Origin of the sequence: Rhodoferax lithotrophicus (genome assembly GCF_019973615.1) — a bacterium.
Lineage (GTDB): Bacteria > Pseudomonadota > Gammaproteobacteria > Burkholderiales > Burkholderiaceae_C > Rhodoferax > Rhodoferax lithotrophicus.
This window is the reverse complement of record NZ_AP024238.1, coordinates 1,528,611-1,553,470: the sequence shown is the minus strand read 5'-3', so window position 1 is coordinate 1,553,470 and position 24,860 is coordinate 1,528,611. Positions and strand designations below refer to the sequence as shown.

The window sequence follows — 24,860 nt, the reverse complement described above, 5'->3', positions numbered from 1 at the left end:
CTTGTATGTGGTGGGCATCCAAACTGCGACCAAGCAGGCTGGCCCTGCTTCTTGCAACCTATGTGATACTTTTCGGGTCGTTTGTAGCCTTGGTGATGACGGCCACCGAGTTGCTGACCACGCGCTCCCAGGATCGGCAGCAGATTGATGAACGGATGCAACAGGTTCAGCTGGCGTATGTGGAGAGTATTGTTGAAAATCTCTGGGTCATGGATCAGGAGCGCCTGAAGACCCAGCTCAACGGCATCACCCACTTGCCCGATTTTGTGATGGCCGAAATCCGGGTGGATGGCCAACCCTTTCTGAGCCAAGGCAAGCCACTGGAGGGGCCCGGCATCACCCATACGTTTGACCTGCAGCGGCTGCATCGGGGGCAATGGCAAACGATTGGTGAACTGGTGGTGTCCGCGTCGTATGACAACGCTTATCAGCGCACACTGGATCGCCTGCTCACCTCCCTACTCACCAATGCCATCGTGATCACACTGGTGACCATCTTCATGCTGGTCATCTTTTACCGGCTGATTGGTCGACACATTGAGCGGATTGCCCAATATGCCATGAACCAGACCAACCCCCACGACAGCTCGGTGCTCACGCTCCAACGCCGTCAACCCACCAATGAAGATGAACTGACGATACTGACCACCGCCATCAACACCATGCGTGAGCGGCTGTTGGCTTTCAGCCGTGCCGAGAGCCAGCGCGCCAACGAGCTGGAAAAGCTGGTAGCCCAACGCACCGATCAATTGGCCAAGGCCAAAGAAACCGCTGAAGCCGCCAGCCGGGCCAAGAGCGAGTTTCTGGCCAACATGAGCCACGAAATCCGTACCCCGATGAATGCCATCATCGGCCTGACACATCTGCTGCGCCGCGCCCATACCACCCCGGAACAGGCTGAACGGCTGATCAAAATTGATTCAGCCGCCAATCACCTGCTGTCGATCATCAACGACATTCTGGACATCTCCAAGATCGAAGCCGGCAAGCTGGAACTGGAACAGACCAACTTTGCGCTGGGCTCGGTACTTGATCACGTGCAGTCGCTGATTTCTGACCAGGCACGGGCCAAGGGCTTGACGGTGATGGTGGACCCGGATGGTGTGCCGCTGTGGCTGCGCGGCGACCCGACGCGGCTGCGCCAGGCCCTGTTCAACTACACCAGCAATGCCATCAAGTTCACCGAACACGGGGGGGTGACCCTGCGGGCCATCCTGAAGGAAGACCGTGGCGACGACATCCTGGTGCGTTTTGAAGTGCAAGACACCGGCATCGGCATTGGCCCACAACAAATGACAAGTTTGTTCAGCACGTTCAAGCAGGCTGATGCGTCGACCACCCGCAAATATGGTGGAACCGGTCTGGGCCTGGCCATTACCCGGCATCTGGCCGATCTGATGGGGGGTGAGGTGGGGGTGGAGAGTCAACCAGGCCGTGGCAGCACCTTCTGGTTCACCGCCCTGCTCGGGCGCGGCCGGGGCATCATGCCATTAACCACACCTGACGAAGCCGCGCAGGATGCCGAGATTGAACTGCGCCGCCGCCACACCGGTGCGCATATCCTGCTGGCGGAAGACAACGCCACCAACCGCGAAGTTGCACTGGAACTGCTGCATGGCATGGGGCTGGCCGTGGATGTGGCGGTGGATGGCCGCGAGGCCCTGGACAAGGCCAGCATGATCGACTACGACTTGATTCTGATGGACGTGCAAATGCCCCACATGGACGGTCTGGATGCCACCCGCGCCATCCGCGCCCTGCCGGGCCGGACCAACACCCCTATTCTGGCCATGACTGCCAATGCCTTCGATGAGGATCGGCTGGCCTGCAAACAAGCGGGCATGAATGACCATGTGGCCAAACCGGTTGACCCGGATGTGCTGGTCAAGGTGCTGCTGCACTGGCTGCCCAAGGCGGGAGAGACCTTGCACGATGTGTCGACGGCACCCACACCCGAACGCTTACGCGAGTCAGAGCGGATTCTGGCCGCACAACTCTCACGGCTTCCTGGCCTGGATGTCAAGGCCGGCCTCAAGGTGGTCAGCGGCAAGCTGGCTGCCTACCAGCGTGTCCTGCGTTTGTTTGCCGATGGTCATGCACAAGACGCGGCCACCCTGCGTGAGCATTTTCAGCGCCAGGCGTTCCAGGAGGCTGAACGCACCGCGCACGCCCTCAAGGGCAGCGCAGGCAATATTGGGGCCACCGGCATTCAACACCTCGCCGCCGAGCTTCAGCAGGCGCTCAAAACCATGGCCCTGGATCAAGCCCATGCACTCCTGGACCAGATCACCGCGGCACTGCCGCTGCTGATTGATGGTATTCGCACCCTGCTACCTGAGCCTCCCATGTCGGAAACCACCACGGCGGAAAAGCCGGCGCCGTTGACGGGCCACCTCATCGCACGGGAACTTGAATTACTCCTGGATGCGGGCGACATCTCGGCACGCCGCTACTTTGAACAACATCAACAGGCCCTGGCTGATGCCATCGGGGCCAGCGCCGCAGAAGCCATCGGACAGCAAATTGGCAAGTACGCCTACGATGATGCGCTTGCGCTATTAAGACTGAACAAATGAACAAGATACACACCGTGCTGGTGGTTGATGATCAACCCGAGAATCTGGCCATTCTGGGGGAGCTGCTGGAGTCTCACTACCGCGTCAAAATTGCCAATTCCGGGCAACGCGCCTTACACGCTGCAGCCACAGCCCCCATCCCCGACCTGATTCTGCTGGACGTGATGATGCCGGTCATGGACGGCTACCAGCTGCTGGCGCGGCTGAAAGAAAACCCTTTGACGCGCGACATTCCGGTCATCTTTGTCACTGCCAAAGACCGTGCCGAGGACGAAGAGCGCGGGCTGGAGCTGGGTGCCGCCGACTACATCACCAAACCCATCAAACCCGTGGTGGTGCTGGCGCGGGTTCGCATCCAGCTGGAAAACAAACTCGCCAAAGACTGGCTGAAGGATCAGAACGCGTTTCTGGAATCCGAAGTGGCGCGGCGCATGCATGACAACGAACTCATCCAGAACGCCAGCCTGCACGCACTGGCCACGCTGGCCGAAACGCGTGACCCCGATACCGGTGGCCACATTTTTCGCACCCAGTCCTATGTGCAACTGCTGGCCAAGGCGATCCGGCAGCATGCCCATTACCAGGGTCAGCTCTCCGACGAACATCTGAAAATGATCGTGCGGGCGGCCCCCTTGCATGACATCGGCAAAGTGGGGATTCCCGACCACATCCTGCGCAAACCCGGGCCACTGACGGCCGCAGAGTTCGAGGTCATCCAAACCCACTGCAAGATTGGTGGTGATGCCATTGCGCTGGCCATGCAGCGCGTCAAGGATGCAGATCGCTCCGCCTACCGCAGCCAGGGCACCCCCCTGGCTTTTCTGGAAGTAGCCCGGCTGATTGCACGCTCACACCATGAGCGCTGGGACGGCTACGGCTACCCTGACCAATTGCAAGGGGAGCTCATTCCCTTGGCCGCCAGAATCATGGCGCTGGCTGACGTGTTTGACGCGTTGACCAGCAAACGCGTATACAAAGAGGCCATCCCCGTGGAAGAGGCGGTGGCCATCATCACGGCTGAAAAAGGTCAACACTTTGACCCCGAGCTGGTTGAAGTGTTTCTCAGACTGCAACGCGAATTTGCTTTGATTGCCCAAAAATTCAAAGCATAAATTGCCTGCAATGCTTGCAAAATAAGCGCAAAAAGCTACATATTTTGTAGCATAAAAACTCTCAAACCACCCTCCATGACGCGGCCGGCATTGGCTACACTTCGCCACCGCTTTACTCTGAGCCACCTTGGAAGCCCGCTTTGCGCATGACACGACATTTGATTGCAAGTTACCGACTGGTCCGGCTAGGGCTTCACCTGATTCACGGGCTGGCCGTGATCATTTGGCGTTTTCCGCAACTGACCGAACCCCAGAAATCAGCAAGAATTCAGGCTTGGGCCCAGGAATTACTTGCGCAGCTAGCTATCAAACTAATAGTTACGGGTCAACCCGCCGAACGCGGCCCAATGCTGCTGGTGGCCAACCACATTTCCTGGCTCGACATTCCCTTGCTACTGGCCGCGGGCCATTGCCGTTTTGTCGCCAAGGCTGAAATCCAGCACTGGCCGCTGCTTGGCAGGCTGGCCCACGCAGTGGGCACGCTGTTTATTGCCCGCGAATCACGCCGCGATGCCATGCGTGTGGTGCACCACATGGCCGAGCACCTGCGGGCGGGCGACATTCTGGCGATCTTCCCCGAAGGCACCACCAGCAACGGGCAGCAACTGCTGCCGTTTCATACCAACCTGTTCCAGGCCGCCATTTCGGCCAACGCGCCGGTACAAGCCGTGGCATTGGGGTTTGTGGATGCAGCCAGCGGCCAGCCCAGCCTGGCACCCTGCTACATCGACGACGACACTTTGCTGGGATCGGTCTGGCGCACGCTGACAGCGCCGCCCCTTTGTGCCACCGTTGCGTTGGGGGAGCCCCAGTTGCCCGCAGAGCGTGACCGCCGGACGCTGGCTGCGGATGTGCGCCAGGCGGTGCAGGCTTTGCGCTAAGCGACCGTTAAAACCCGATCAAGGCACCGGGGTCAATTTGGCCACACTCAGCGCCAGCCATTTCACGCCGTGGCGCGGAAAGTTGATCTGGGCGCGGGCATCGTCGCCACTGCCTTCCAGGCTCAGCACCGTGCCTTCGCCAAACTTGGCATGGAACACTTTTTGTTTGACCTGCAAACCCCCGGGGGGCGTTTTTTGTACCGGCACGGGCGCCGCAGCGGTGGTGTATTTTGAATAATCCGTGCCAAATTGGCCTCTAGCGCTTGTGTGGTAAGCGTGAGTAGCTCCTGAATTTGAAGTGACTCCAGCAGAACCAAATCCACCACCAAAGCCCTGATGTTTGGGCGTGATCCACTTCAAGGCCTCTTCGGGCAGCTCTTCAAAGAATCGGCTTTTCAGGTTGTAGCGGGTCTGGCCGTGCAACATGCGGGTTTGCGAATGGCTCAGGTAGAGGCGTTTGCGGGCACGGGTGATGGCCACGTACATCAGGCGGCGTTCTTCCTCCAGGCTGTCGCGATCCGTCATCGAGTTTTCGTGTGGGAACAAGCCCTCTTCCATGCCGGTGATAAACACGCAGTCAAATTCCAGCCCCTTGCTGGCGTGCACCGTCATGAGTTGAATGGCATCCTGCCCGGCTTGGGCCTGGTTGTCACCGGCTTCGAGTGCGGCGTGGGTCAGGAAGGCGGCCAGGGGCGACAGGGTTTCACCGGTCTCAAGATCAGGTGCAGGAATATCCTGTACGGGCTGATTCAGGTCCAGGCCTTGTGAGGCAGGTGATTGCGTCAATACATTGCCAAGCTCATCCACCGGCAGCGCCACGACATCCCGGCCAAAGCCTTCAATGCTGACAAAACTCTCGGCGGCGTTGACCAGTTCATCCAGATTCTCAACTCTGTCCGCCCCTTCTCGGTCGGCTTCATAGTGCGCGCGTAAACCACTATGTTTCAGTACCAACTCAACTATTTCTTTGAGCTTTTTACCTTGTCTTTGCTCGTTAAGCACCTCAATGCCCGCCAAAAATGCGCCAATGTTGGCACCGGCTTTGCCGCTCAACCCGCTCACGGCATCACTCAAGGCGCAGCCGGTGGCGCGGGCCGCATCTTGCAGCAGCTCCAGGCTGCGTGCGCCAATGCCGCGCGGCGGAAAGTTCACCGCCCGCATGAAGCTGGTGTCGTCGCGCGGGTTTTCCAACAGACGCAGGTAGGCCAGCGCGTTCTTGATTTCGGCACGCTCAAAAAAGCGCAGGCCACCATAAACCTTGTAGGGCATGCCGGCGTTGAACAGCGCAGTCTCAATCACCCGGCTTTGGGCGTTGGAGCGGTACAGCACGGCAATCTCTTTGCGCTCATGGCCTTCGCGCACCAGTTGCTTCATCTCGTCAACCATCCAGTTGGCTTCAGCAAAGTCACTGGTGGCCTCAAACACCCGCACCGGTTCACCGGGGCCTTGGGCGGTGCGCAGGTTTTTGCCCAGGCGCTTGCTGTTGTTGCTGATCAAGGCGTTGGCACTGTCCAGGATGTTGCTGCCGCTGCGGTAGTTTTCCTCCAGCTTGATCTGATGCTTCACGCCAAATTCGCGCACAAAGTCGGTCATGTTGCCCACGCGTGCCCCGCGAAAGGCGTAGATGCTCTGGTCATCGTCGCCCACGGCCAGCACACAACCGGTGGGCTGGAAAGCGCCGTCCACGCTGCTGTGTGCGCCCGTGCCTGCAAGCATCTTGATCCAGGCGTATTGCAGCTTGTTGGTGTCTTGAAACTCATCGATCAGGATGTGGCGAAAGCGGCGCTGGTAATGTTCGCGGATGGGGTCGTTGTCGCGCAGCAGCTCGTAGCTGCGCAGCATCAGCTCACCAAAATCGACCACGCCTTCGCGCTGACATTGCTCTTCATAGAGCTGGTAAATCTCGACTTTTTTGCGGGTTTCGGGATCTTTGACCACCACCTGGGCCGGGCGCAGGCCATCTTCCTTGCAGCCACCAATGAACCATTGCATTTGTTTGGCTGGGTAACGCTCGTCATCAATGCCAAACTGTTTGTACAGGCGCTTGATGCTGGAGAGCTGGTCTTGCGTGTCGAGGATCTGGAAGGTTTGCGGCAGGTTGGCCAACTTGTAGTGGGCACGCAGCAGGCGGTTGCACAGGCCGTGGAAGGTGCCAATCCACATGCCGCGCACGTTCAGCGGCAGCATGGCTGCCAGGCGGGTCATCATCTCCTTGGCGGCCTTGTTGGTGAAGGTCACCGCCATGATGCCGCCGGGCGAAACCTGGCCGGTTTGCAACAGCCAGGCGATGCGGGTAGTCAGCACCCGGGTCTTGCCCGAACCAGCCCCGGCGAGGATCAGCGCGTGCTCAGCTGGCAGCGTGACAGCCGCCAACTGTTCAGGGTTAAGGTTGTGCAGCAGACCTGCGTCCGGGCTTTGTTGTGTAATTGCAGTAAACATCCATTCATTGTAGGAAGTGCCATGAAGTCGCCCCACCTGATCGCCAAGCCTTCCCAGCTTTTAGTCCTTGCAGGCTCAGCCATGGCCGTATTGTTCAGCAGCTCTGCGCTGAGTCAATCCACCTGCAGCAGCGATGGTCAAGCGGCGCACCAGGCTTTGCTGGAGCGCTTTATCAGTGCAGACTGTGCATCCTGCTGGCGTGATCCCACCCCACTGGAAACGGCCACAGACACCGTCACCTTGGACTGGATCGTGCCAGGCGCACAAGGTGAAGAGGCACCGCTGTCCGCCGCCGCAACCCGTGATGCCTTGGTGCGGCTGGAGGATCAGAAATTAACAGTTCCCGGCACACAAACCAGTCAAGAACGCAAGGTTATGGGTTGGCCTGGAGCTGAATTGCGTGTGGTGCAAGGCCCGGCAGTCAATGGTTATCTGGGCGTGATCATGTCGCTGAAGCTGCCTGCCAGCGCTTTGACCACGTCGCCGCTGCAAGCTTGGCTGGTGATGGTGGAATCACTACCCCAAGGACTGGAGGAGTCACCAGTCTCAAGAAATTTGGTCAGAAATGTGCTCCAACCCTCATGGAATATGCGTAAAACACTGGAAAAATCAGAGCAATTAGAGTTTTATGAACTCAGACCCATGAACATTCCTGCGGGGGCTTTGCCTGAGCGTTTGCGCTTGGTGGGCTGGATTCAAAACGTCCAAGGTCAGATACTGACAACAGCCGCCACAAGCTGCCCTGCGGAAGAAAAACCATCCCATTGAATTTTGAACTGTATACAATCAAGCACCGGGCCCAAGCAATTGCAGCCCGGTTTTTTTTGCCTGTGTGGTTTGTACTGCACTGCGCATTACCAACCGGCACAGCATTCCAAGCGCTCTCTTTCAACCCGACACGCCCCTGATAACACCACCTTTTGTGGACACTCAGGGGCCGTCACGCAAGGAGCCTGACCATGGAAATTTTTGACTACGACAATATCTTGCTACTCCCCCGCAAATGCCGGGTGGAAAGCCGTTCTGAATGTGATGCCAGTGTGCAACTGGGCCCACGGCACTTTCGCATTCCAGTGGTACCCGCCAACATGAAAACCGTGGTGAGCGAAGCCATTTGCATCTGGCTGGCACAAAACAACTACTTCTATGTCATGCACCGCTTTGACCTGGACAATGTCAAGTTTGTGCAGGATATGAAAGCACGTGGCTTGTATGCGTCCATATCACTGGGGGTCAAAAAACCGGATTACGACACGGTGGACCGATTGGTGATGCTGGGCTTAACGCCCGAATACATCACCATCGACATTGCCCACGGCCATGCAGACAGCGTGAAAAACATGATTGCTTACCTGCGCGAAAAAATTCCCGGCACTTTCATCATCGCCGGCAATGTGGCCACGCCTGAAGCGGTGATTGATTTGGAGAACTGGGGAGCCGATGCCACCAAGGTCGGCATCGGCCCTGGCAAGGTCTGTATCACCAAACTCAAAACCGGTTTTGGCACTGGCGGCTGGCAACTGAGCGCGGTGAAATGGTGCGCGCGGGTGGCCACAAAACCCATCATTGCCGATGGCGGCATCCGCGACCATGGCGACATCGCCAAGAGCATCCGCTTTGGAGCCACCATGGTCATGATTGGCTCGCTGTTTGCCGGCCACGAAGAAAGCCCAGGCAAAACAGTGGAAGTGGATGGCAAGCTGTTCAAGGAGTATTACGGCTCCGCCAGCGACTTCAACAAGGGTGAATACAAACACGTGGAGGGCAAGCGTATTCTGGAACCCATCAAAGGCCAACTGGCGAACACACTGATTGAAATGGAGCAAGATGTACAGAGTTCCATCAGTTACTCTGGTGGCAAAAAACTGATGGACATCCGTAAAGTCAATTACGTCACCTTGGGCGGAGACAATGCGGGTGAACATTTACTGATGTAAAGCCAGTGAACCATTAACGTAAGCCTCCGGTGCCCACCACCCTTGGGTAATAGCGGCGGGATAGGCGCGCTCGTTGTTTTCAACAACGAGGAATCTCATGAATGAAGCAGACCGGGTACACATCGCTCGCGCGCTGCAAGACATTGACACCTGGCGCGCCAGCGGCATGAAACTGGCAGCCTATGCCTAATCACGAAACGAGGCGCTGAGCTATTGGCGAACCCAGTTGAGCTGTAAGCGGCGCTGGCGGCAAATGCTCAATGGGACCTGCACCCAGACCCGCGTCGAATTTATGCGGGCAGTGCCCCCCGCATGCGCTGACCTCCAGCAGCGCGTGGCTGCACGAGGGACTGGCATGATGCGCATCGATTCCGGGATGCTGGCCGCAGCGCCGATTGACATGCTCGGAGCCGCCCAACCCCACACCACCTACACATTTGCCAACCTGCGTGCCAGCCGCTGTGAACCACATCGTGCCGCAGGCCTATCTCACTGATGTGCTGACGCGTTTGTCGATGAGATGAATAACAGGCCCCGCCAAACACTTGGTTGGGCCTCACCAATCGAGGTTTATCGACAGTGGCTTGGGCGCCTTGAGGTGGCTCCAGCGTCAATCCAATAGACTACGTCGGTGTTGCACTTGGATTTGAGCGCGCCGACCGTAAATAAAGCGCAAGCAGCTACCCAATCAATAGCGCCTTCACCCCCCAGACAAAGCCGACAACGGCATCCCATCCGCCCCCAGCGTCTCCCCCTTGCGCTGTGTAATCAGCCCATAAGCCTGCGGCTGTCGGTGCAGATCAAAGTTGAACGTGGTGCGCTTGTAAACCGCGCAAAAGTCCAGATCACAACGTGCAATCGCCATCTCGTCGCCCTTGGTCAGGCAGCGCGCCACCACCTCACCCGACGGGGCGATGATGCAACTGCCGCCGATGCTGTCCACGCCCTCCTCCACGCCGGCCTTGGCCACGCCCACCACCCAGGTGCCGTTCTGGTAAGCACCGGCTTGCATGGAGAGCTGGTTGTGGAACAGGGACAGGTCGTCATGCTGCGGCGCGGGGGCGTTGTGCACTGGGGTGTTGTAGCCGATCAGCACCATTTCCACACCTTGCAGGCCCATCACGCGGTAGGTTTCGGCCCAGCGGCGGTCGTTGCAGATGGCCATGCCCAGGATGCCTCCAAAGGCTTGGGTCACCTCCCAGCCTGTGCCGGGGGTGAAGTAGCGTTTTTCCAGGTGCTGAAAGCGCCGCCACGGTTCGTGTTCCTTGTGGCCGGGCAGGTGCACCTTGCGGTACTTGGCGACGATCTGGCCGCTGCGGTCGACCAGGATGGAGGTGTTGTAACGCACCGCACCGGTGGCCTCTTGCGCCAGCTCGGCATAGCCCAGGTAGAAGCCCACGCCCAGTTGTTTGCCAAGGTCAAACAGCGGCTGGGTGGCAGCGTTGGGCATGCTGTGCTCGAAGAAGCTGTTGATTTCAGCCTCGTCTTCGATGTACCAGCGTGGAAAGAAGGTGGTGAGCGCCAGCTCGGGGAAGACGATGAGCTGCGCGCCCACGGCGTGGGCCTGGCGCATCAGTTCACACAGGCGCGCCACCACCTGAGGGCGGGTGTCAGCGCGTTGGATGGGGCCGAGTTGGCCAAGGGCGACGTTGAGGTAGCGTGGCATAGAAAGTGATAGGTAGAAGTTAGACAGGTCGGTTAGCCAGCGCCAGCACCACTTGCAGCAGCACTTGGGCGCCGCGTTGCAGGTCGGCGGGGGCGGTGTGTTCGCGCACGTTGTGGCTCAGGCCGCCCACGCTGGGCACAAAGATCATGGCGCTGGGGCAGACGCGGGCCAGCATTTGCGCGTCGTGCCCGGCGCCGCTGGGCATGCGCTGGTAGCTGCAGCCCAGGGCTTGGGTTTGCTGCTCCACCAGGTTCACCACCTCTGGGTCAAAATCCACTGGCTCAAAGCGGGCCAGCGTGCGGTGGCTGATGTGCACGCCTTCAGCCTGCGCAGCTTGCTGGGCGTAGGCGTGTAACTCGCGTTCGGCCTGTGCCAGTGCGGCGCTGTTGGTGTTGCGCAGGTCCACGGTGAACACAGCTTGTTGCGCGATGACGTTGACCAGGTTCGGGCTAAGCCGCAGTGCGCCCACGGTCGCCAGTTGGCGGCCACCCAGGCGTTGACTCAGCTCGCGCACAAACACTGCCACCTGTGCGGCCACCAGCGCGGCATCGTGGCGCAGCGCCATCGGGGTGGTACCGGCGTGGTTGGACTGGCCTTGCACGGTGAATTCGGTCCATGAGATGCCTTGCACACCTTCGACCACGCCAATCTGCAAACCCATTTGCTCCAGCACCGGGCCTTGCTCGATGTGCAGCTCCACATAGCTGTCCACCACGGGTGCGCCCACCGGAGCCATGCCCTGGTAGCCGATGCGTTGCAGCTCGGTTTGTACGGTTACGCCATCGGCATCGCAGGTGCTTAGCGCCTCTTGCAAGGGCAGGCCACCCACGTAAACCAGGCTGCCCATCATGTCGGGCTGAAAGCGTGCGCCTTCTTCGTTGGTGAACACCGCCACCGCCAGCGGGCGGCGCGGCTGGATACCGGCCTGGCGCAGTGTGGCAATCACTTCCAGGCCCGCCAGCACGCCGTAGTTGCCGTCGTACAGGCCGCCGGTGCGCACGGTGTCGATGTGGGAGCCGATCATCACCGGCGGCAAGTCCTCCGTACCGGGGCAGAGGCCGACGATGTTGCCGATGGCATCCACCGTCACTTGCATGCCCAGTTCGCGCATGCGCGCCACCGTCCAGTCGCGGCCTTGGCCGTCTGCATCACTCAAGGCCAGGCGGTTGACACCACCACCGTGCAGTGCACCGATCTGGCCCAGGGCGTGCAGACTGGTCAGCAGGCGCTCTGCGTTGATTTGTGGCGTGCTCATGCGGCTGCGCCCGCGCGCACCTGGGCGGCACTGCGGCCGACCAGTTGCTGGTACAGCGCGGGGTCGGTGTCGCCCTCGCTGCCAAACAGCAGCACGCGGCTGTCCGACCGCAGGCCGAGTGCGTTGCGGGCGGCGTTGTCTTGCGCTGTGAGCAGGGCAGCGGCCAAGCCAGCCACGGCGGATTCACCAGCGACGATCACCGGGTCACCACCTTGCGGGCTAGCCAGCAGGCGCATCACATCCACCGCAGCGGCATCGGGGATGCTGCAAAAGGCGTTGGCCCCGGTGGCCAGAATCTGCCAGGCCAGCAGCGAGACCTCGCCACAGGCCAGGCCAGCCATCAAGGTGCCCAGATCACCCTTGACGGCCGTCACTTCACCGGCGCGGGCGCTTTGCAGCAGACAGTCGGCGCGTTCGGGCTCTACCACCACAAACACCGGGCGCTGCTCGGCGCTGCGCTCCCAAAAATAGGCGCACACCGCCGCCGCAAAACCGCCCACACCGGCTTGCACAAACACATGGGTGGGCCACTGCGGCAGGGCGCGTACGGCCTCATGCACCATGAGCTGGTAGCCCTGCATCACGTCACGCGGCACGTCCATGTAGCCGGGGTAAGAGGTGTCAGAGATCACAAACCAGCCGTTGGCCTTGGCATCGCGGTCGGCCTGTTGCACCGACTCGTCGTAATTGCCGCTGGTGCGCACCACCTGTGCGCCGTAGCGGGCAATCGCGTCCTTGCGCCCTTCGCTCACCGTGGCGTGGATGTAGATGACGCAGCGGCAGCCCAGCATTTGCGCACCCCAGGCCACCGAGCGGCCATGGTTGCCGTCGGTGGCGCAGGTGACGGTGATGTCGGCGCAGGCCTGGCGCAATGCTGGGTCATTTTGCAGATCGGCATGGCTCACCGTTCGACCCAAGCGCTGGCCGAGTTCGCGGCACAGCAGGCGGGCTACCGCATAGGCCCCGCCCAGGCCTTTAAAACTGCCAAGGCCAAAGCGTGAACCTTCATCTTTGTAGTGGATGCTGGCGAAACCCGCCGTGTGGGCCAGTGCCGGCAGCGAGCACAGGCGGGTCACGGCATAACCCGGCCAGGTGCTGATGACGGTTTTGGCTTGCGCCAGTTCCGTGGCACTGAGCAAGTTGCTGCACTCTGCGCCGTAGGCCTCATTGGCTTGAAAACGGGGGTTGGTCAGGAGGGTAAAGGGGTGTGGTGTCATGGCAGTTCTTGGGTTTAAAGAGAGGGTTCCAGGTCGTCCAGCTGGGCGTGGACTTGTTCGATGGCAGCCATGCGGGCGCGGGCTTTTTTTGGCAAATGAGCCAGCGTAGCGGTGGCCAGGTAGTTGATCAGGCTGATGGCGCCCACATAGGAGTCAAAAATCGCCTCGTCCTGCGGCGGGCAAATGAACAGGGCCTGGGCGCGGGCCGACAGGGCCGACACCCGGGCATCACTGACCAGCACCAGCGCCGCACCGGCTTCACAGGCAATACCCACCACCTGGCTCAGGCGGCGTGTGCGGCGGCGAAAGTCCATGGCCAACAGCACGTCGCCACTTTGTATCTCTGCCAGCCGTTCAGCATCTTCGCCCGCACCCTCGTTGAGCAGACGCACCTCGGCGCGCAACTGCGACAGCAGTGCTTGCGCGTAAAACGCAGCCATGTAGCCGTTGCGGTAGCCCACCACCCAGACGCGGCGTGCGCTCACCAGCAACTTGGCGGCCTGCTGCACGCTGGCATCACTCAAGCTCTCGGCCAGCGCTTGCAATTGCTGGGCATCTTGCGCCATGTGTTGCTGCAAGGGACTGGCGCGCAGGCCTTGCTGTGCCACCCGGCTCAGGGGCGAAGGCTGCGGCGTGCCCTGACGCTGGTGCTGACGAAAAGCCTGAAAGTCGGTAAACCCCAGGCGCTTGAAAAAACGCGCCGTGCTGGCCTTGGAGACACCGGCCAGCGCCGCCAGCTCGGTGGCGCTGTAGGCCAGCAGGTTTTTCTCATGGGCCAGCACCACGTCAGCCAGCTTGCGGTCGACCAGGGACAGGGCTTGGTACTGTGCCTGAATGCGCTGGTGCAAGGTGAGAGTCTGAGTCATGTCAAGGTGATCGGTTTGTTTTGGTGCTGGCTTCCCCAAAACAGGGCGCTTGCACCAGAGAGAAACATTTTTTTCATAATTTTTATACAAAGAAACAGTTATTTCACATTGTTCACGATCTGTTTGCAAGTGCCGTACCAGATACAACAGGTGGCACACATCTTGCGAAACGGGTGAGGTGTCCCACTTCTTCAAACAGGAACCTTCCATGAAATTCAAATTGCTTTCTACCTTGGCTGGTGTGTTGACCAGTGCTGTGTTGTCCGTAGCCACACCGGCCCATGCAGCGGATGATTCGCTGACATCAATCCTGGCCAAGAAGTCGATCGCGCTGGGCGTGGCCTCTGACTTTCCGCCCTACGGCTACATGGGCCCGGACTTCAAACTCACCGGGGTGGATGTGGCCACCGCGCAACTGATTGCCGACAAGCTGGGCGTGAAGGCCGACTTTGTGCCAGTGAGCACCCCCAACCGCATTCCCTACCTGCAAACCAAAAAAATCGACCTGATCGTCTCGGCCCTGGGCAAGAACCCCGAGCGCGAGAAAGTGATTGACTTCACCGTAGCCTACGCGCCCTTCTTCCAGGCGGTGTTTGGCCCCAAGGCGCTCGCCATCAAGAGCTTTGACGACCTGGCGGGCAAAACCATTGCCGTGACACGCGGCACGATTCAGGACGACGTGCTGCAAAAAGTGGCCCCGCCTACGCTGAAAATCCAGCGCTTTGAAGACGATGCCACCACCATTGCCGCCTTCATCTCGCAGCAAACCCAACTGGTGGCCACCGGTGCAGCAGTGGCCGCTGCCGCCGTGCAGAAAAACCCGCAAGCCCAGGCCGAATACAAGCTGCTGCTGAAAGACTCGCCCAACTTCATCGGCGTGCGCAAGGGTGAAACCGAGCTGATGAAGAAGGTCAACGAAATCCTGCTGGCGGCCAAGGCCGATGGCACCTTGGAAAAATACTCGCAAAAATGGCTGGGCCGTGGTACCGGCGTGCTGCCTGAATAAGTCACGACAGGTTACGCACTACGCCTGAACCACCATGATTGAATTCAACTTTGTCACCGTGCTGGAACAGTGGCCCATGCTCTTGCGTGGGCTGGGCTTGACTGTGCTGCTGACGGCCTTTTCTGCCGTGTTTGGCTCGTTGCTGGGCACGGCCTGCGCCTGGGCCCGGCTGCATGGCGGGCCAATGCTCAAGCGGGTGGTGGGCGGCTATGTGGAGCTGGTGCGCAACACGCCGTTCATCATTCAGTTGTTTTTTATCTTCTTTGGCCTGCCCTCGCTGGGGCTGCGCCTGTCGGTGGAAATGGCCAGTGTGCTGGCCATGGTGTTGAACCTGGGAGCCTATGCCTGCGAGATTGTGCGGGCCGGGCTGCAGGCCACACCCAAGGGGCAATTGGAGGCAGCCATGAGCCTGGCGCTGACACCGTGGCAAACCTTCTCTCGCGTGGTGCTGCCGCCAGCACTGGCACGCATCTGGCCGGCGCTGGTCAGCCAGATCATCATCGTCATGCTGGGCTCGGCAGTGTGTGGGCAGATTTCAGCCGAAGAGCTGTCGCAGGCGGCCAATTTGATCTCCAGCCGCACTTTCCGCAGTTTTGAGTCTTACATCATCGTGACCGGCATCTACCTGCTGCTGGCCATTGCGCTGCGGCAATTGCTGTACTGGGTGGGGCCACGCTTCATCTTTTCCAGCCGATAACAAAGGCCATCATGGTTCAGTTTTCTCTCTGGGACATCTTCACCTTTCTGCTGGGTGCCGTGCGCTGGACGGTAGCCCTCTCCTTGATCGCCTTTATCGGCGGCGGCCTGGTCGGCATGGGTTTGTTGTTGCTGCGTTTCACCAAGCTACGCGGCGTGGACACGGCGGTGGCCTGGTATGTGCAAATCTTTCAGGGCACACCACTGCTGATGCAACTTTTTTTGGTGTACTTTGGACTGGCGCTGCTGGGCATGGACACCTCACCGCTGGTGGCAGCGGCCATCTGCCTCACGCTGTATGCCAGCGCCTATCTGACCGAAATCTGGCGTGGCTGTGTCAACGCCATTCCCAAAGGCCAGTGGGAAGCCTCGACCAGCCTGGCGCTGAGCTATGCACAGCAGATGCGTTATGTGATCTTGCCGCAAGCCTTGCGCGTGGGGATTGCGCCCACGGTGGGCTTTCTGGTGCAGATCATCAAGGGCACGGCGCTGGCCTCCGTCATTGGTTTTGTTGAGCTGACCAAGGCCGGGCAGATGATCTCCAACGCCACCTACCAACCCTTTCTGGCCTACACCTTTGTAGGTCTTTTGTACTTTGCCCTGTGCTACCCGCTGTCATGGTGGAGCCAGCGGCTGGAAAACCGCCGTTTGGCTTGATTTATGACCACAACACAAAATCCCCCGTTTGCACTGGTTGACATTCGCGGCCTGCACAAGAGTTTTGGCGCTACCGAGGTACTCAAGGGCATTGACTTGCAGGTGGGCCGCAAGGAAGTGGTCTGCATCATCGGCAAAAGTGGCTCGGGCAAGAGCACGCTGTTACGCTGCATCAACGGTCTGGAGACCTTTGAGCGTGGCACGCTCACGGTGGACGGCCAAGCCTTGCGACACAAAGATGCCAACGCCATGCGCGAGCTGCGCCAGCAAGTGGGCATGATCTTCCAGAGCTTCAACCTGTTCCCGCACCTGAGCGCCGGGCGCAATGTGATGCTGGCCCCGACCCTGGTCAAGGAAGCCCCCAAGAACGAGGCCAAGGCCCGCGCCCAGGCCTTGCTGGATCGGGTTGGGCTGGGGCATTTGTTTGACCGTATGCCCGACCAGCTCTCTGGCGGGCAGCAGCAGCGCGTGGCGATTGCCCGTGCGCTGGCGATGGACCCCACAGTGCTGCTGTGCGACGAGATCACCTCGGCGCTCGACCCGGAGCTGGTCGGCGAGGTGCTGCAGGTGGTGGAGATGCTGGCCAATGAGGGCATGACGCTGATTCTGGTCACGCATGAGATGGCCTTTGCCCGCAAGGTGAGTGACCGGGTGGTGTTCATGCACCAGGGCCTGATTCATGAGGCGGGCACGCCGGACGAGATGTTTAATCACCCCCAAACACCCGAACTTAAGCAGTTTCTATCAGCTTTGCGTGACTGAGTTCAACCCGCTGGCCCTCAGCGCCATTTCAGGTACACCCAGCCACACAACGCGGCCCCGATCACCCAAAGCAACCAGGTTTGTGAAACGGCATAGGGGTAGGCCATCAGGGCAACTCCTGCCCAGGTCAGAGGCGGGTTTTCGCTACGCCTGCCGTACCTGAAGGCCACGTAACCCACGAGACCAAACAAAATGGCCCCCAAGAGGTAAGCGGGACTGGGTAAAACCAGCCCGAGGGATTCAAAATTGTTGAGATTGTTCATTGGCGGTGAACATTCTCTCACTCGGCAGGCCTGGGCACACAACACCCAGAACCGGATCAGCCAGCGCCACCACACCGCCTGTTTAACCCTACTCATAACATTGTCATACCAATCATTGCCATGACAATTATTGATCAAGCAAGTACATTCATGACGTGAAACCCAACAACTCATCCCCCCTCCCCAGCGACAGCCCGTGCTTCTACACGGCCCAGAATTACCAACCCGCGCAGAGCGTGGGCTACATGATGCGACGCATCGTGAACCACATCGCGCGCGAAGTCGAGCGCGAGATGGAGCCCCTGGGCCTGACCAACGCCCAATGGGTGCCCTTGCTGAAACTGCACCTGGGCTGCGGCAGCACCGTCGCCGAACTGGCTCGCGAATCCGAACTGGATGCGGGCTCCATGACACGCCTGCTGGATCGTCTGGAAACCAAACAACTGTGCCAGCGGGTTCGCTCGGTGGATGACCGGCGCGTGGTCCACATTGAACTCACCCCGGCGGGCACAGCCGCTGCCGAGCAAATTCCGGCGGTACTCAGCCGGGTGCAAAACACCTATTTAGCCGGGTTTTCTGTCGAGGAATGGCGCACCCTGCAAAGCCTGCTGGGCCGCATACTCCACACCGCCCAACTCCTGCGTGAGCCGAAGGATCTCCATGACAACTGACTTCAACCGATCCCGCACCAGCCGCTTGGCCCCAACCCTGGCGTTGCTCACCCTGAGCACCTTGAGCGGCTGCGCCGACTTCTCCGGCATCACCACACAGTCCACACTGCTACAAGCCCCCCAGCTGGGGCTGGCCGCGCCCGCCACCAACACCTCTGCAACACTGGATACTCAGTGGTGGCGCGCCTTTGATGACGACACCCTCAACCAGCTCGAAGCCCAGGCACTGCAGGCCAGCCCCAGCCTGAAACTGGCGCAAGCCCGGCTGACTGCCGCGCAAGCGGCCACACGCAGCACCGATGCCCTCAGCGGCCCGCAACTGAGCGCGCAAGCCAACCTCACGCACCAGCGCTACACCGCCAACGGTGCCGTACCACCACCGCTGGCTGGCAGCGAAAAAGACAGTGGCACGGTTCAGCTGGCAGCCAGTTGGGAGCTGGACTTTTTTGGCAAAAACCAGGCCGCATTGCAAGCAGCCCTGGGCACCGAGCGCGCTGCCCAGGCCGATGCCCAAGCCGCCCGCGTGTGGCTGAGTGCCCAGGTGGCCCAAACCTACCTGGCCTGGGTTGGGTTGAATGAGCAACGTGCGGTGGCCCATCAGGTACTGACACAGCGTGAGCAAACCCTGGCCCTGGTGCAAGCCCGCCATGACGCAGGCCTGGACACCCCGCTGACACTGCGCCAGACCCAAGGCAGTTTGCCCGAGGCGCGCCTGCAACTGGCCCGCATCGACGAGCAACTGGCCCTGACACACAACGCACTGGCCGCACTGGTTAATGAGCAAAATAAGCCTCTAGCGCTTATATACAATGCGCAAACAGCTATTAAAAAAATAGCATTACCCTCCACCCTCAGCACCAATCTGCTGGCCCAGCGGGCCGATGTGGCGGCTGCCCGCTGGCGTGTGCAGGCCGCTGACAGTGGCATCAGCCATGCCCGCGCGCAGTTCTACCCCGACCTGAACCTGACGGCGTTTGCCGGTTTCTCCAGCATTGGGCTGGATCAACTGCTGAGCGCCGGTAGTCAGCAATGGGGTGGCGGCCCAGCCCTGAGCCTGCCCCTGTTTGACAGTGGCCGCTTGCGCGCCAACCTGGGCCGCCAAACCGCCGAGCGCGATGCCGCCGTGGAAAGCTACAACACAGCCGTCGTCAACGCCGTACACGACGCGCTGGATCAGCTCAGCAGCGGCCAAGCCATTGCCGCGCAGCAAGCGCAGCAGGCCCAAACCGCCCAGGCCGCCGAGGATGCTTTGGCAGTGGCACAACAACGCCAGCTTGCGGGCTTGTTCAACGCGCTGCAAGTGCTCAGCGCCCAGACAGCGGTGCTGGAACAGCGCCGCCTGGGTGCTGAACTGAACACCCGCGCCTGGCAAAACCAGGTGGCGCTGGCGCGTGCCCTGGGCGGTGGTTTCACCCTGACCGAAGCTTTTCCCCCGTGATGAACGAACTACAAAATACATAGCTACCAGCGCTTTATTCATAAGCACTAGAGGCATTATTTCCCTATAACTTTTGAGCCAACCCACAGATTTGACACCATGAGCACATCCCCAAACTCTTCCTCTGAAGGCACGGCCAAACCCGCCGCTGCGCCAACATCCAACCCTCGGATGCGAAAAAAAGCGCTGACCGTACTGGCCACCGTGGTGGTGCTGGCAGGTCTGGGCTGGGCCACCTATGAATACCTGGTGGCCAGCCATTTCGAGGACACCGACAACGCCTACGTGCAAGGCGACGTGATCCAGATCACCCCGCAAATAGGTGGCACGGTGACCCGCATCCTGGCCAGCGACACCGACTTTGTCAAAGCGGGCGAGCCGCTGGTACAGCTCGACCCAGCCGATGCCCGGGTGGCGCTCGACCAGGCCGAAGCCGCACTGGCCCAGGCGGTGCGCCAGGCGCGCACGCTCTACGCCAACAACACCACCCTGAGCGCCCAAATCGCCCTGCGCGAGGCCGATGTGGCCAAAGCCCGCATCGAGCTGGCCCGTGCCACTGATGACCTGACCCGGCGCCAGTCCCTCAGCGCCAGCGCTGCCGTGTCACAGGAAGAGCTGAACCATGCCCAACAACAAGTTGATAGCGCCCAGAGCCTGCTGCATGCGGCTCAGGCCGGTGTGGTTGCGGTACGTGACCAACTGGCCAGCAACCAGACACTGACCGAGGGCCTGCGCGTGGAGTTGCAGCCCAGCGTGCAACTGGCCGCAGCCCGCCTGCGCGAGGCCTATCTGGCCACCCAGCGCACCAGCTTGCTGGCCCCGGTGGATGGCTACGTGGCCAAACGCACGGTGCAGCTCGGCCAGCGCGTGGCGGCGGGTGCACCGCTGATGTCGGTGATTGCGCTGAACCAGCTTTGGGTCGAAGCCAACTTCAAGGAAGTGCAGTTGCGCGACATCCGCATTGGCCAGCCGGTGACGCTGGTCGCCGACCAATATGGCAAAAAAGTGCGCTACACCGGCACGGTGAGCGGACTGGGCGCGGGCACAGGGGCCGCCTTCGCCCTGCTGCCGGCGCAAAACGCCACCGGCAACTGGATCAAGGTGGTGCAACGTGTGCCGGTGCGCGTGGCGCTGGATGCCCGGCAACTCAGCGAACACCCGCTGCGCGTCGGTTTGTCGATGACGGCCGAGGTGGATGTGAGCAAAACCGATGGCCCGGCCCTGGCCGATGCGCCACGCCTGCCGCCCCCTGCCACCCCGGCAAGCCCTTCTGACGATGCGGCGAATGCCATCGTGCAGCGCGTGATTGCGGCCAATCTGGGGCAAGCCGACGGCAAAGCACACACCAAGCTCTGAGCACTCGCAACCACCACACGCCGCCCATGTCTCACTCCACCCCCGCCGCAGGTTACCGCCACCCGCCACCGCTGTCTGGCTCGGCTCGCTTATGGGGCACGCTGGCCCTGTCAGCGGCCACCTTCATGAATGTGCTGGACACCTCGATTGCCAACGTGTCGCTGCCGGCAATTGCTGGTGATCTGGGTGTCAGCCCCAACCAAGGCACCTGGGTCATCACCAGTTTTGGTGTGGCCAACGCCATCGCCGTGCCGTTGACCGGCTGGTTATCACAACGTTTTGGCCAAGTTCGGCTGTTTGTAATGAGTGTGACGCTGTTTGTCATCACCTCCTGGCTGTGTGGACTGGCCCCCAACATGACCACGCTGATCATCTTCCGGGTACTGCAAGGGCTGGTGGCCGGGCCGATGATTCCACTGTCGCAAGCGCTGCTGCTTTCCAGCTACCCGCCGGCCTTGGCCGGGGTGGCGATGGCGCTGTGGTCGATGACCACCTTGATTGCGCCGGTGCTGGGGCCACTGCTGGGGGGCTGGATCACCGACAACATTTCCTGGCCGTGGATCTTTTTCATCAACATTCCGGTGGGCTTGGGGGCTGCGTTCATCACCTGGAGCATCTTCCACAAGCGTGAAAGCCAGATCAAGAAGCTGCCAATTGACTCGGTTGGTCTGGCGCTGCTGGTGCTGTGGGTGGGCTCACTGCAAATCATGCTCGACAAGGGGCCGGAGCTGGACTGGTTTCACTCCCCCGAGGTGATTGCTCTGGCGGTGGTGGCCGCGGTGGGCCTGGCAGCGTTTCTGATCTGGGAGCTGACCGAAGAACACCCGGTGGTGGATCTGACGCTGTTCACGCGGCGCAACTTCTGGGCCGGTGTGCTATCGCTGTCAGTGGGTTACGGCCTGTTTTTTGGCAATGTGGTGCTGCTGCCATTGTGGTTGCAGCAGTACATGGGTTACACCTCCACACAAGCCGGTATGGTGCTGGCCCCGGTGGGGATGATGGCGCTGATTCTGTCGCCCGTGGTGGGCAAAAACATCGCCAAATTTGACCCACGGCATTTTGCCGCTTTTGCCTTCATGGTGTTCGGGCTGGTGCTGTGGATGCGCTCCAACTTCAACACCCAGGCCGACTTTGGCACCATCATGATCCCGACGCTGATCCAGGGGGTGGCGATGGCGTTTTTCTTTATCCCGCTGATGACCATCACACTCTCGGGCCTGTCGCCTGACCGGATTCCGGCGGCATCGGGCTTGTCGAACTTTGTGCGCATCACGGCAGGCTCGTTTGGCACCTCGATTGCCACCACGCTGTGGCAAGACCGTGCCGCCATGCACCACGCACAGCTCAGTGAATATGTCAACCAGGGCAGCCAAGCCGCCAACAGCACCTTGTCGGGGCTGGCGGCAGCGGGTCTGTCCCCACAGCAATCCCTGGCCATGGTGGATCGTCTGGCCAACCAGCAAGCCTACATGCTGGCGGCCAATGACATCTTTTTTGCCTCGGCGGTGATCTTTCTGGCCATGATTCCGCTGGTGTACCTCACGCGCAGTGTTCGGGCACATCGTGCTGCGGGTGGTGCCGCATCCGGTGCGCATTAATTTAAGTTTCACCTAAGTCTGCGGGAGAAAAATCGCCACGGTTCACACAGCATTCAAAAGTCGAATCCATGCCCCGTTCACTGAACTTCATTCTTGCCACCACGCTGCTGACCACAGCACTGGTGGCAACACACGCACAGGCCGAAGACAACAGCCGGGGATTTTTGGGCTTTTTTAAAGGTGCAGCCCATGCGACCAACACACAGATGGCCGCCGTGCAGAAGTACAAAAAAGAGTGCGCTTCATGCCACATCGCCTACCCCGCTCAGTTTTTGCCCGCTGCGTCATGGCAAAACCTGATGGGCTCGCTGAACAAACACTTTGGTAATGATGCCTCCCTGTCCATGGCAGACACGCGTGAAATCACGCAATGGTTAACGGCCAACGGCGGCAATGACGGCGGTCTGCCCGCGCAAAACCGGATCACCAAGTCAAGCTGGTTTTTGCATCAACACCGCTCGGGTGAAATACCGGCCAGCGTCTGGAGCCGGCCATCCGTTCACAGCGCATCCAACTGTGCGGCCTGTCATCAACGTGCCGAGCAGTGGATCTTTGACGAAGATGAGGTGCGCATCCCACGTTAATGTGTTCAGCGGATCATCGTTAGCCCAACCGGCCATAGCACCCCTTGCGGATGCCCCCAACCCGCTGCTACCAACCCACACGCCACGAACTCTTCCCTACCATCTGGAGACGTACTTTGGTGAAAAATCGTAGCAACTCAACGGCTCGGCATGCCGCGCCACAACCAAAAAAGCCATGTGGATGAGCCTGGGGGTACATTACCGCGTTAAGATTTCGCCTGTCAGTATTTTTGAAACCTGGAGTATTTGAATGACCATTCGCCAACAAGCCCCGTTGTCACTCGCTGTATTAGCCGCCGTTTTATTGGCAGCTTGCAGCAGCACCCCGTTGACAACACCCGCCCCAACAAGCACAGCCCCTGTCAGCCCGGCCCCTGTACAAAGCAGCCAGGCAGCCAGCCAACCCACGGCACCTTCCGTGGTAGTGGCCACTCCACTGGCCGCCTACCTTGATCCCGCCAACCCGCTGTACAAAGAGCGCAGTGTTTACTTTGATTTTGACAAATACGTGGTCAAGCCCGAAGCAGACAAACTGGTCGAAATGCATGGCCGTTACCTGGCAACACACCCCGAGGTGTCCATCAAGATTGAAGGCAATACCGATGAACGGGGCGGTTCTGAATACAACCTGGCTTTGGGACAAAAACGGGCTGAAGCGGTGCAAAAGGCACTCACGGTTTTTGGCGCCAAAGAGTCTCAAATGGAAGCCGTCAGCTTTGGCAAGGAAAAGCCCAAAGCCCTGGGCAATAACGAAGCCGCCTATGCACAAAATCGGCGTGCCGATCTGGCCTACCCCGCCAAATAATCCAACCAGCGTCGCACAGTCGGCTTGAATCACAAAGGGCTACCAGGTTTTCCTGGTAGCCCTTTTGTTTGCTGGTTTGAATGGGGGTCAAACGTCCCAGTCGCTGGTGCCGCCTGCGTCACCGCTGCCACTGTCCCATGAGCTGGTGTCGTTGATACCAAAATCGGCACCGCCCATGTCGGGGTTGTTGTCCAGTGGCAAGAAATCGTTCGGAATCAGGTTTTCAACCGGGCTTGCCGCCTGCGTGTGGCTACCCATGAGATTGCGGCCAATCGCTTCCGCCGCCATGACACCGGCACCAACCGCCAAACCGGTTGCCAGACCACCCATCACCCGGCCACCCAAACCACTGGGGGTTGGCATCACAGCGCCGCCGCTGCCCATGCCAAAGGTCTGTGCGCCACTCATACCACCCTGAGCTGAATAGGCGGGTTGGGCATAAGGCGCTGCTGCGCTGGAGCCAAAAATCTGCGGGCCATGCAGCCCATTCGGGCTGGTGAATCCGGTTTGCTGTGCAAACGGCTCCGGCTGCTTTTTGCGAAACAGCACATAACCCAGGCCGATCACACCACCAGCCAGCAACAGTGGCAAGACCCATGCAAGCGGGGAGGAAGCGGGCCCTGCAGGTGCGGCATACCCGCCTGGACTGGTCGCAGAAGAATAGGGCATGCCACCGCTGACCGTCACGGGTGCACCTGCGCCTGCCAGTTGCGTGCGCAAGGCTTGAACCGCTTGCGCTTTTGCAAAGGGCAGGCCTGGAGCCAGTTTCTCGGCAGTTGCCAAGGCGGTGCGCGCCTTGGCCCAATGGGCCTGGCGCGCCTCAAGCTCGCTTTGAACAAAATAGGCTTTGGCACTTTGTGGATGTGCCATCAGAACTTGCTGAATCATCCGCTGCGCTTGATCCAATTGACCGGATTGGGCAGCGGCATACACCTGGGCAAGCGTTGGCTCAGATTGGGCCATCACCAGCCCATTGCTGAAAAATGCGGCCACCAGCAGCCACTTGAGTGCTTGTTGAAGGATGAACTGAAACGGCATGGCGATCACCTTTGGATGAATGGACGGGGTTTGCTGA

At 60.1% G+C, this 24,860-nt stretch carries 23 protein-coding genes; 16 read left to right on the top strand and 7 right to left on the bottom strand.

Annotation, left to right across the window (positions count from 1 at the left end):
- The first annotated feature begins 5 nt into the window (after positions 1-5).
- The 3 genes from LDN84_RS07170 (at position 6) to LDN84_RS07160 (ending at position 4,569) form a co-directional block, all read left to right on the top strand.
- Positions 6-2,576: a hybrid sensor histidine kinase/response regulator gene (locus tag LDN84_RS07170; RefSeq protein ID WP_223910440.1), complete on the top strand. Its 2,571-nt coding sequence runs from the start codon at positions 6-8 to the stop codon at positions 2,574-2,576.
- Positions 2,573-3,688 carry an HD-GYP domain-containing protein gene (locus tag LDN84_RS07165; protein WP_223910438.1) on the top strand — a complete coding sequence of 372 codons (1,116 nt, stop codon included), beginning with the start codon at positions 2,573-2,575 and terminating at the stop codon, positions 3,686-3,688. The genes LDN84_RS07170 and LDN84_RS07165 overlap by 4 nt, the downstream gene beginning before the upstream one ends.
- A 146-nt stretch (positions 3,689-3,834) precedes the next feature.
- Entirely contained in the window at positions 3,835-4,569 is a 735-nt protein-coding gene (locus LDN84_RS07160) for a lysophospholipid acyltransferase family protein (protein ID WP_223910436.1), read from the top strand.
- Positions 4,570-4,587: 18 nt separating this feature from the next.
- Here LDN84_RS07160 and LDN84_RS07155 read toward each other — a convergent pair whose 3' ends face one another.
- A complete protein-coding gene (locus LDN84_RS07155) occupies positions 4,588-7,008 on the bottom strand; it encodes a UvrD-helicase domain-containing protein (protein ID WP_223910432.1) in 2,421 nt (806 codons plus the stop codon).
- Positions 7,009-7,029: 21 nt separating this feature from the next.
- Between LDN84_RS07155 and LDN84_RS07150 the strand changes: the two genes are divergently transcribed.
- The 3 genes from LDN84_RS07150 (at position 7,030) to LDN84_RS07140 (ending at position 9,441) form a co-directional block, all read left to right on the top strand.
- Positions 7,030-7,776, top strand: a complete 747-nt coding sequence (locus LDN84_RS07150; protein ID WP_223910429.1) for a hypothetical protein — start codon at positions 7,030-7,032, stop codon at positions 7,774-7,776.
- A gap of 191 nt (positions 7,777-7,967) precedes the next feature.
- Positions 7,968-8,945 (top strand): GMP reductase, encoded by a 978-nt coding sequence (locus LDN84_RS07145; protein ID WP_223910426.1) that lies wholly within the window; start codon positions 7,968-7,970, stop codon positions 8,943-8,945.
- A 358-nt stretch (positions 8,946-9,303) separates the two neighbouring features.
- Positions 9,304-9,441: a hypothetical protein gene (locus LDN84_RS07140; protein WP_223910423.1), complete on the top strand. Its 138-nt coding sequence runs from the start codon at positions 9,304-9,306 to the stop codon at positions 9,439-9,441.
- 204 nt (positions 9,442-9,645) lie between these two features.
- On the opposite strand, the gene LDN84_RS07130 is transcribed toward LDN84_RS07140, so the two are convergent.
- Genes LDN84_RS07130 through LDN84_RS07115 form a run of 4 tightly spaced genes read right to left on the bottom strand, consistent with a single transcriptional unit; the run spans position 9,646 to position 13,949 of the window.
- Positions 9,646-10,611 (bottom strand): N-carbamoyl-D-amino-acid hydrolase, encoded by a 966-nt coding sequence (locus LDN84_RS07130; protein WP_223910420.1) that lies wholly within the window; start codon positions 10,609-10,611, stop codon positions 9,646-9,648.
- Positions 10,612-10,630: 19 nt separating this feature from the next.
- Positions 10,631-11,866 carry a Zn-dependent hydrolase gene (locus LDN84_RS07125; RefSeq protein ID WP_223910417.1) on the bottom strand — a complete coding sequence of 412 codons (1,236 nt, stop codon included), beginning with the start codon at positions 11,864-11,866 and terminating at the stop codon, positions 10,631-10,633.
- Positions 11,863-13,083: a diaminopropionate ammonia-lyase gene (locus tag LDN84_RS07120; protein ID WP_223910414.1), complete on the bottom strand. Its 1,221-nt coding sequence runs from the start codon at positions 13,081-13,083 to the stop codon at positions 11,863-11,865. Before LDN84_RS07120 ends, LDN84_RS07125 begins: the two co-directional genes overlap by 4 nt.
- A gap of 14 nt (positions 13,084-13,097) precedes the next feature.
- Positions 13,098-13,949, bottom strand: a complete 852-nt coding sequence (locus LDN84_RS07115) for a MurR/RpiR family transcriptional regulator (RefSeq protein WP_223910411.1) — start codon at positions 13,947-13,949, stop codon at positions 13,098-13,100.
- A 208-nt stretch (positions 13,950-14,157) separates the two neighbouring features.
- Between LDN84_RS07115 and LDN84_RS07110 the strand changes: the two genes are divergently transcribed.
- From LDN84_RS07110 to LDN84_RS07095, 4 genes are read left to right on the top strand one after another with little or no spacing between them, the layout of a single operon-like run.
- Complete coding sequence (locus LDN84_RS07110) at positions 14,158-14,955, top strand: transporter substrate-binding domain-containing protein (protein WP_223910406.1); 798 nt, start codon at positions 14,158-14,160, stop codon at positions 14,953-14,955.
- A 34-nt stretch (positions 14,956-14,989) separates the two neighbouring features.
- A complete protein-coding gene (locus LDN84_RS07105) occupies positions 14,990-15,652 on the top strand; it encodes an amino acid ABC transporter permease (protein WP_223910403.1) in 663 nt (220 codons plus the stop codon).
- 11 nt (positions 15,653-15,663) lie between these two features.
- On the top strand, positions 15,664-16,308 hold the full coding sequence (locus LDN84_RS07100) for an amino acid ABC transporter permease (protein WP_223910399.1): 645 nt from the start codon (positions 15,664-15,666) through the stop codon (positions 16,306-16,308).
- 3 nt (positions 16,309-16,311) lie between these two features.
- Positions 16,312-17,070, top strand: coding sequence for an amino acid ABC transporter ATP-binding protein (locus LDN84_RS07095; RefSeq protein ID WP_223910397.1), 759 nt, complete (start codon positions 16,312-16,314; stop codon positions 17,068-17,070).
- Positions 17,071-17,087: 17 nt separating this feature from the next.
- On the opposite strand, the gene LDN84_RS07090 is transcribed toward LDN84_RS07095, so the two are convergent.
- Complete coding sequence (locus LDN84_RS07090; protein ID WP_317134831.1) at positions 17,088-17,429, bottom strand: hypothetical protein; 342 nt, start codon at positions 17,427-17,429, stop codon at positions 17,088-17,090.
- A gap of 59 nt (positions 17,430-17,488) precedes the next feature.
- On the opposite strand from LDN84_RS07090, the gene LDN84_RS07085 reads away from it, so the two are divergent.
- The 6 genes from LDN84_RS07085 to pal all read left to right on the top strand — a co-directional run bounded on the left by LDN84_RS07085 (position 17,489) and on the right by pal (position 23,785).
- Positions 17,489-18,004 (top strand): MarR family winged helix-turn-helix transcriptional regulator, encoded by a 516-nt coding sequence (locus tag LDN84_RS07085; protein WP_223910394.1) that lies wholly within the window; start codon positions 17,489-17,491, stop codon positions 18,002-18,004.
- Positions 17,994-19,442, top strand: a complete 1,449-nt coding sequence (locus tag LDN84_RS07080) for an efflux transporter outer membrane subunit (RefSeq protein WP_223910391.1) — start codon at positions 17,994-17,996, stop codon at positions 19,440-19,442. The genes LDN84_RS07085 and LDN84_RS07080 overlap by 11 nt, the downstream gene beginning before the upstream one ends.
- A gap of 99 nt (positions 19,443-19,541) precedes the next feature.
- Positions 19,542-20,798 carry an HlyD family secretion protein gene (locus LDN84_RS07075; RefSeq protein ID WP_223910388.1) on the top strand — a complete coding sequence of 419 codons (1,257 nt, stop codon included), beginning with the start codon at positions 19,542-19,544 and terminating at the stop codon, positions 20,796-20,798.
- Between the two features lie 26 nt (positions 20,799-20,824).
- Positions 20,825-22,396, top strand: a complete 1,572-nt coding sequence (locus tag LDN84_RS07070; RefSeq protein WP_223910385.1) for a DHA2 family efflux MFS transporter permease subunit — start codon at positions 20,825-20,827, stop codon at positions 22,394-22,396.
- A 68-nt stretch (positions 22,397-22,464) separates the two neighbouring features.
- The gene (locus tag LDN84_RS07065) at positions 22,465-22,980 is read left to right on the top strand and encodes a diheme cytochrome c (protein WP_223910382.1); all 516 of its coding nucleotides are present in this window, start codon (positions 22,465-22,467) and stop codon (positions 22,978-22,980) included.
- A gap of 250 nt (positions 22,981-23,230) precedes the next feature.
- A complete protein-coding gene (pal, locus tag LDN84_RS07060) occupies positions 23,231-23,785 on the top strand; it encodes a peptidoglycan-associated lipoprotein Pal (RefSeq protein WP_223910380.1) in 555 nt (184 codons plus the stop codon).
- Between the two features lie 87 nt (positions 23,786-23,872).
- Here the strand turns inward: pal and LDN84_RS07055 are convergent, their stop codons facing one another.
- Positions 23,873-24,823 carry a tetratricopeptide repeat protein gene (locus LDN84_RS07055; protein WP_223910377.1) on the bottom strand — a complete coding sequence of 317 codons (951 nt, stop codon included), beginning with the start codon at positions 24,821-24,823 and terminating at the stop codon, positions 23,873-23,875.
- Positions 24,824-24,860: the final 37 nt, after the last annotated feature.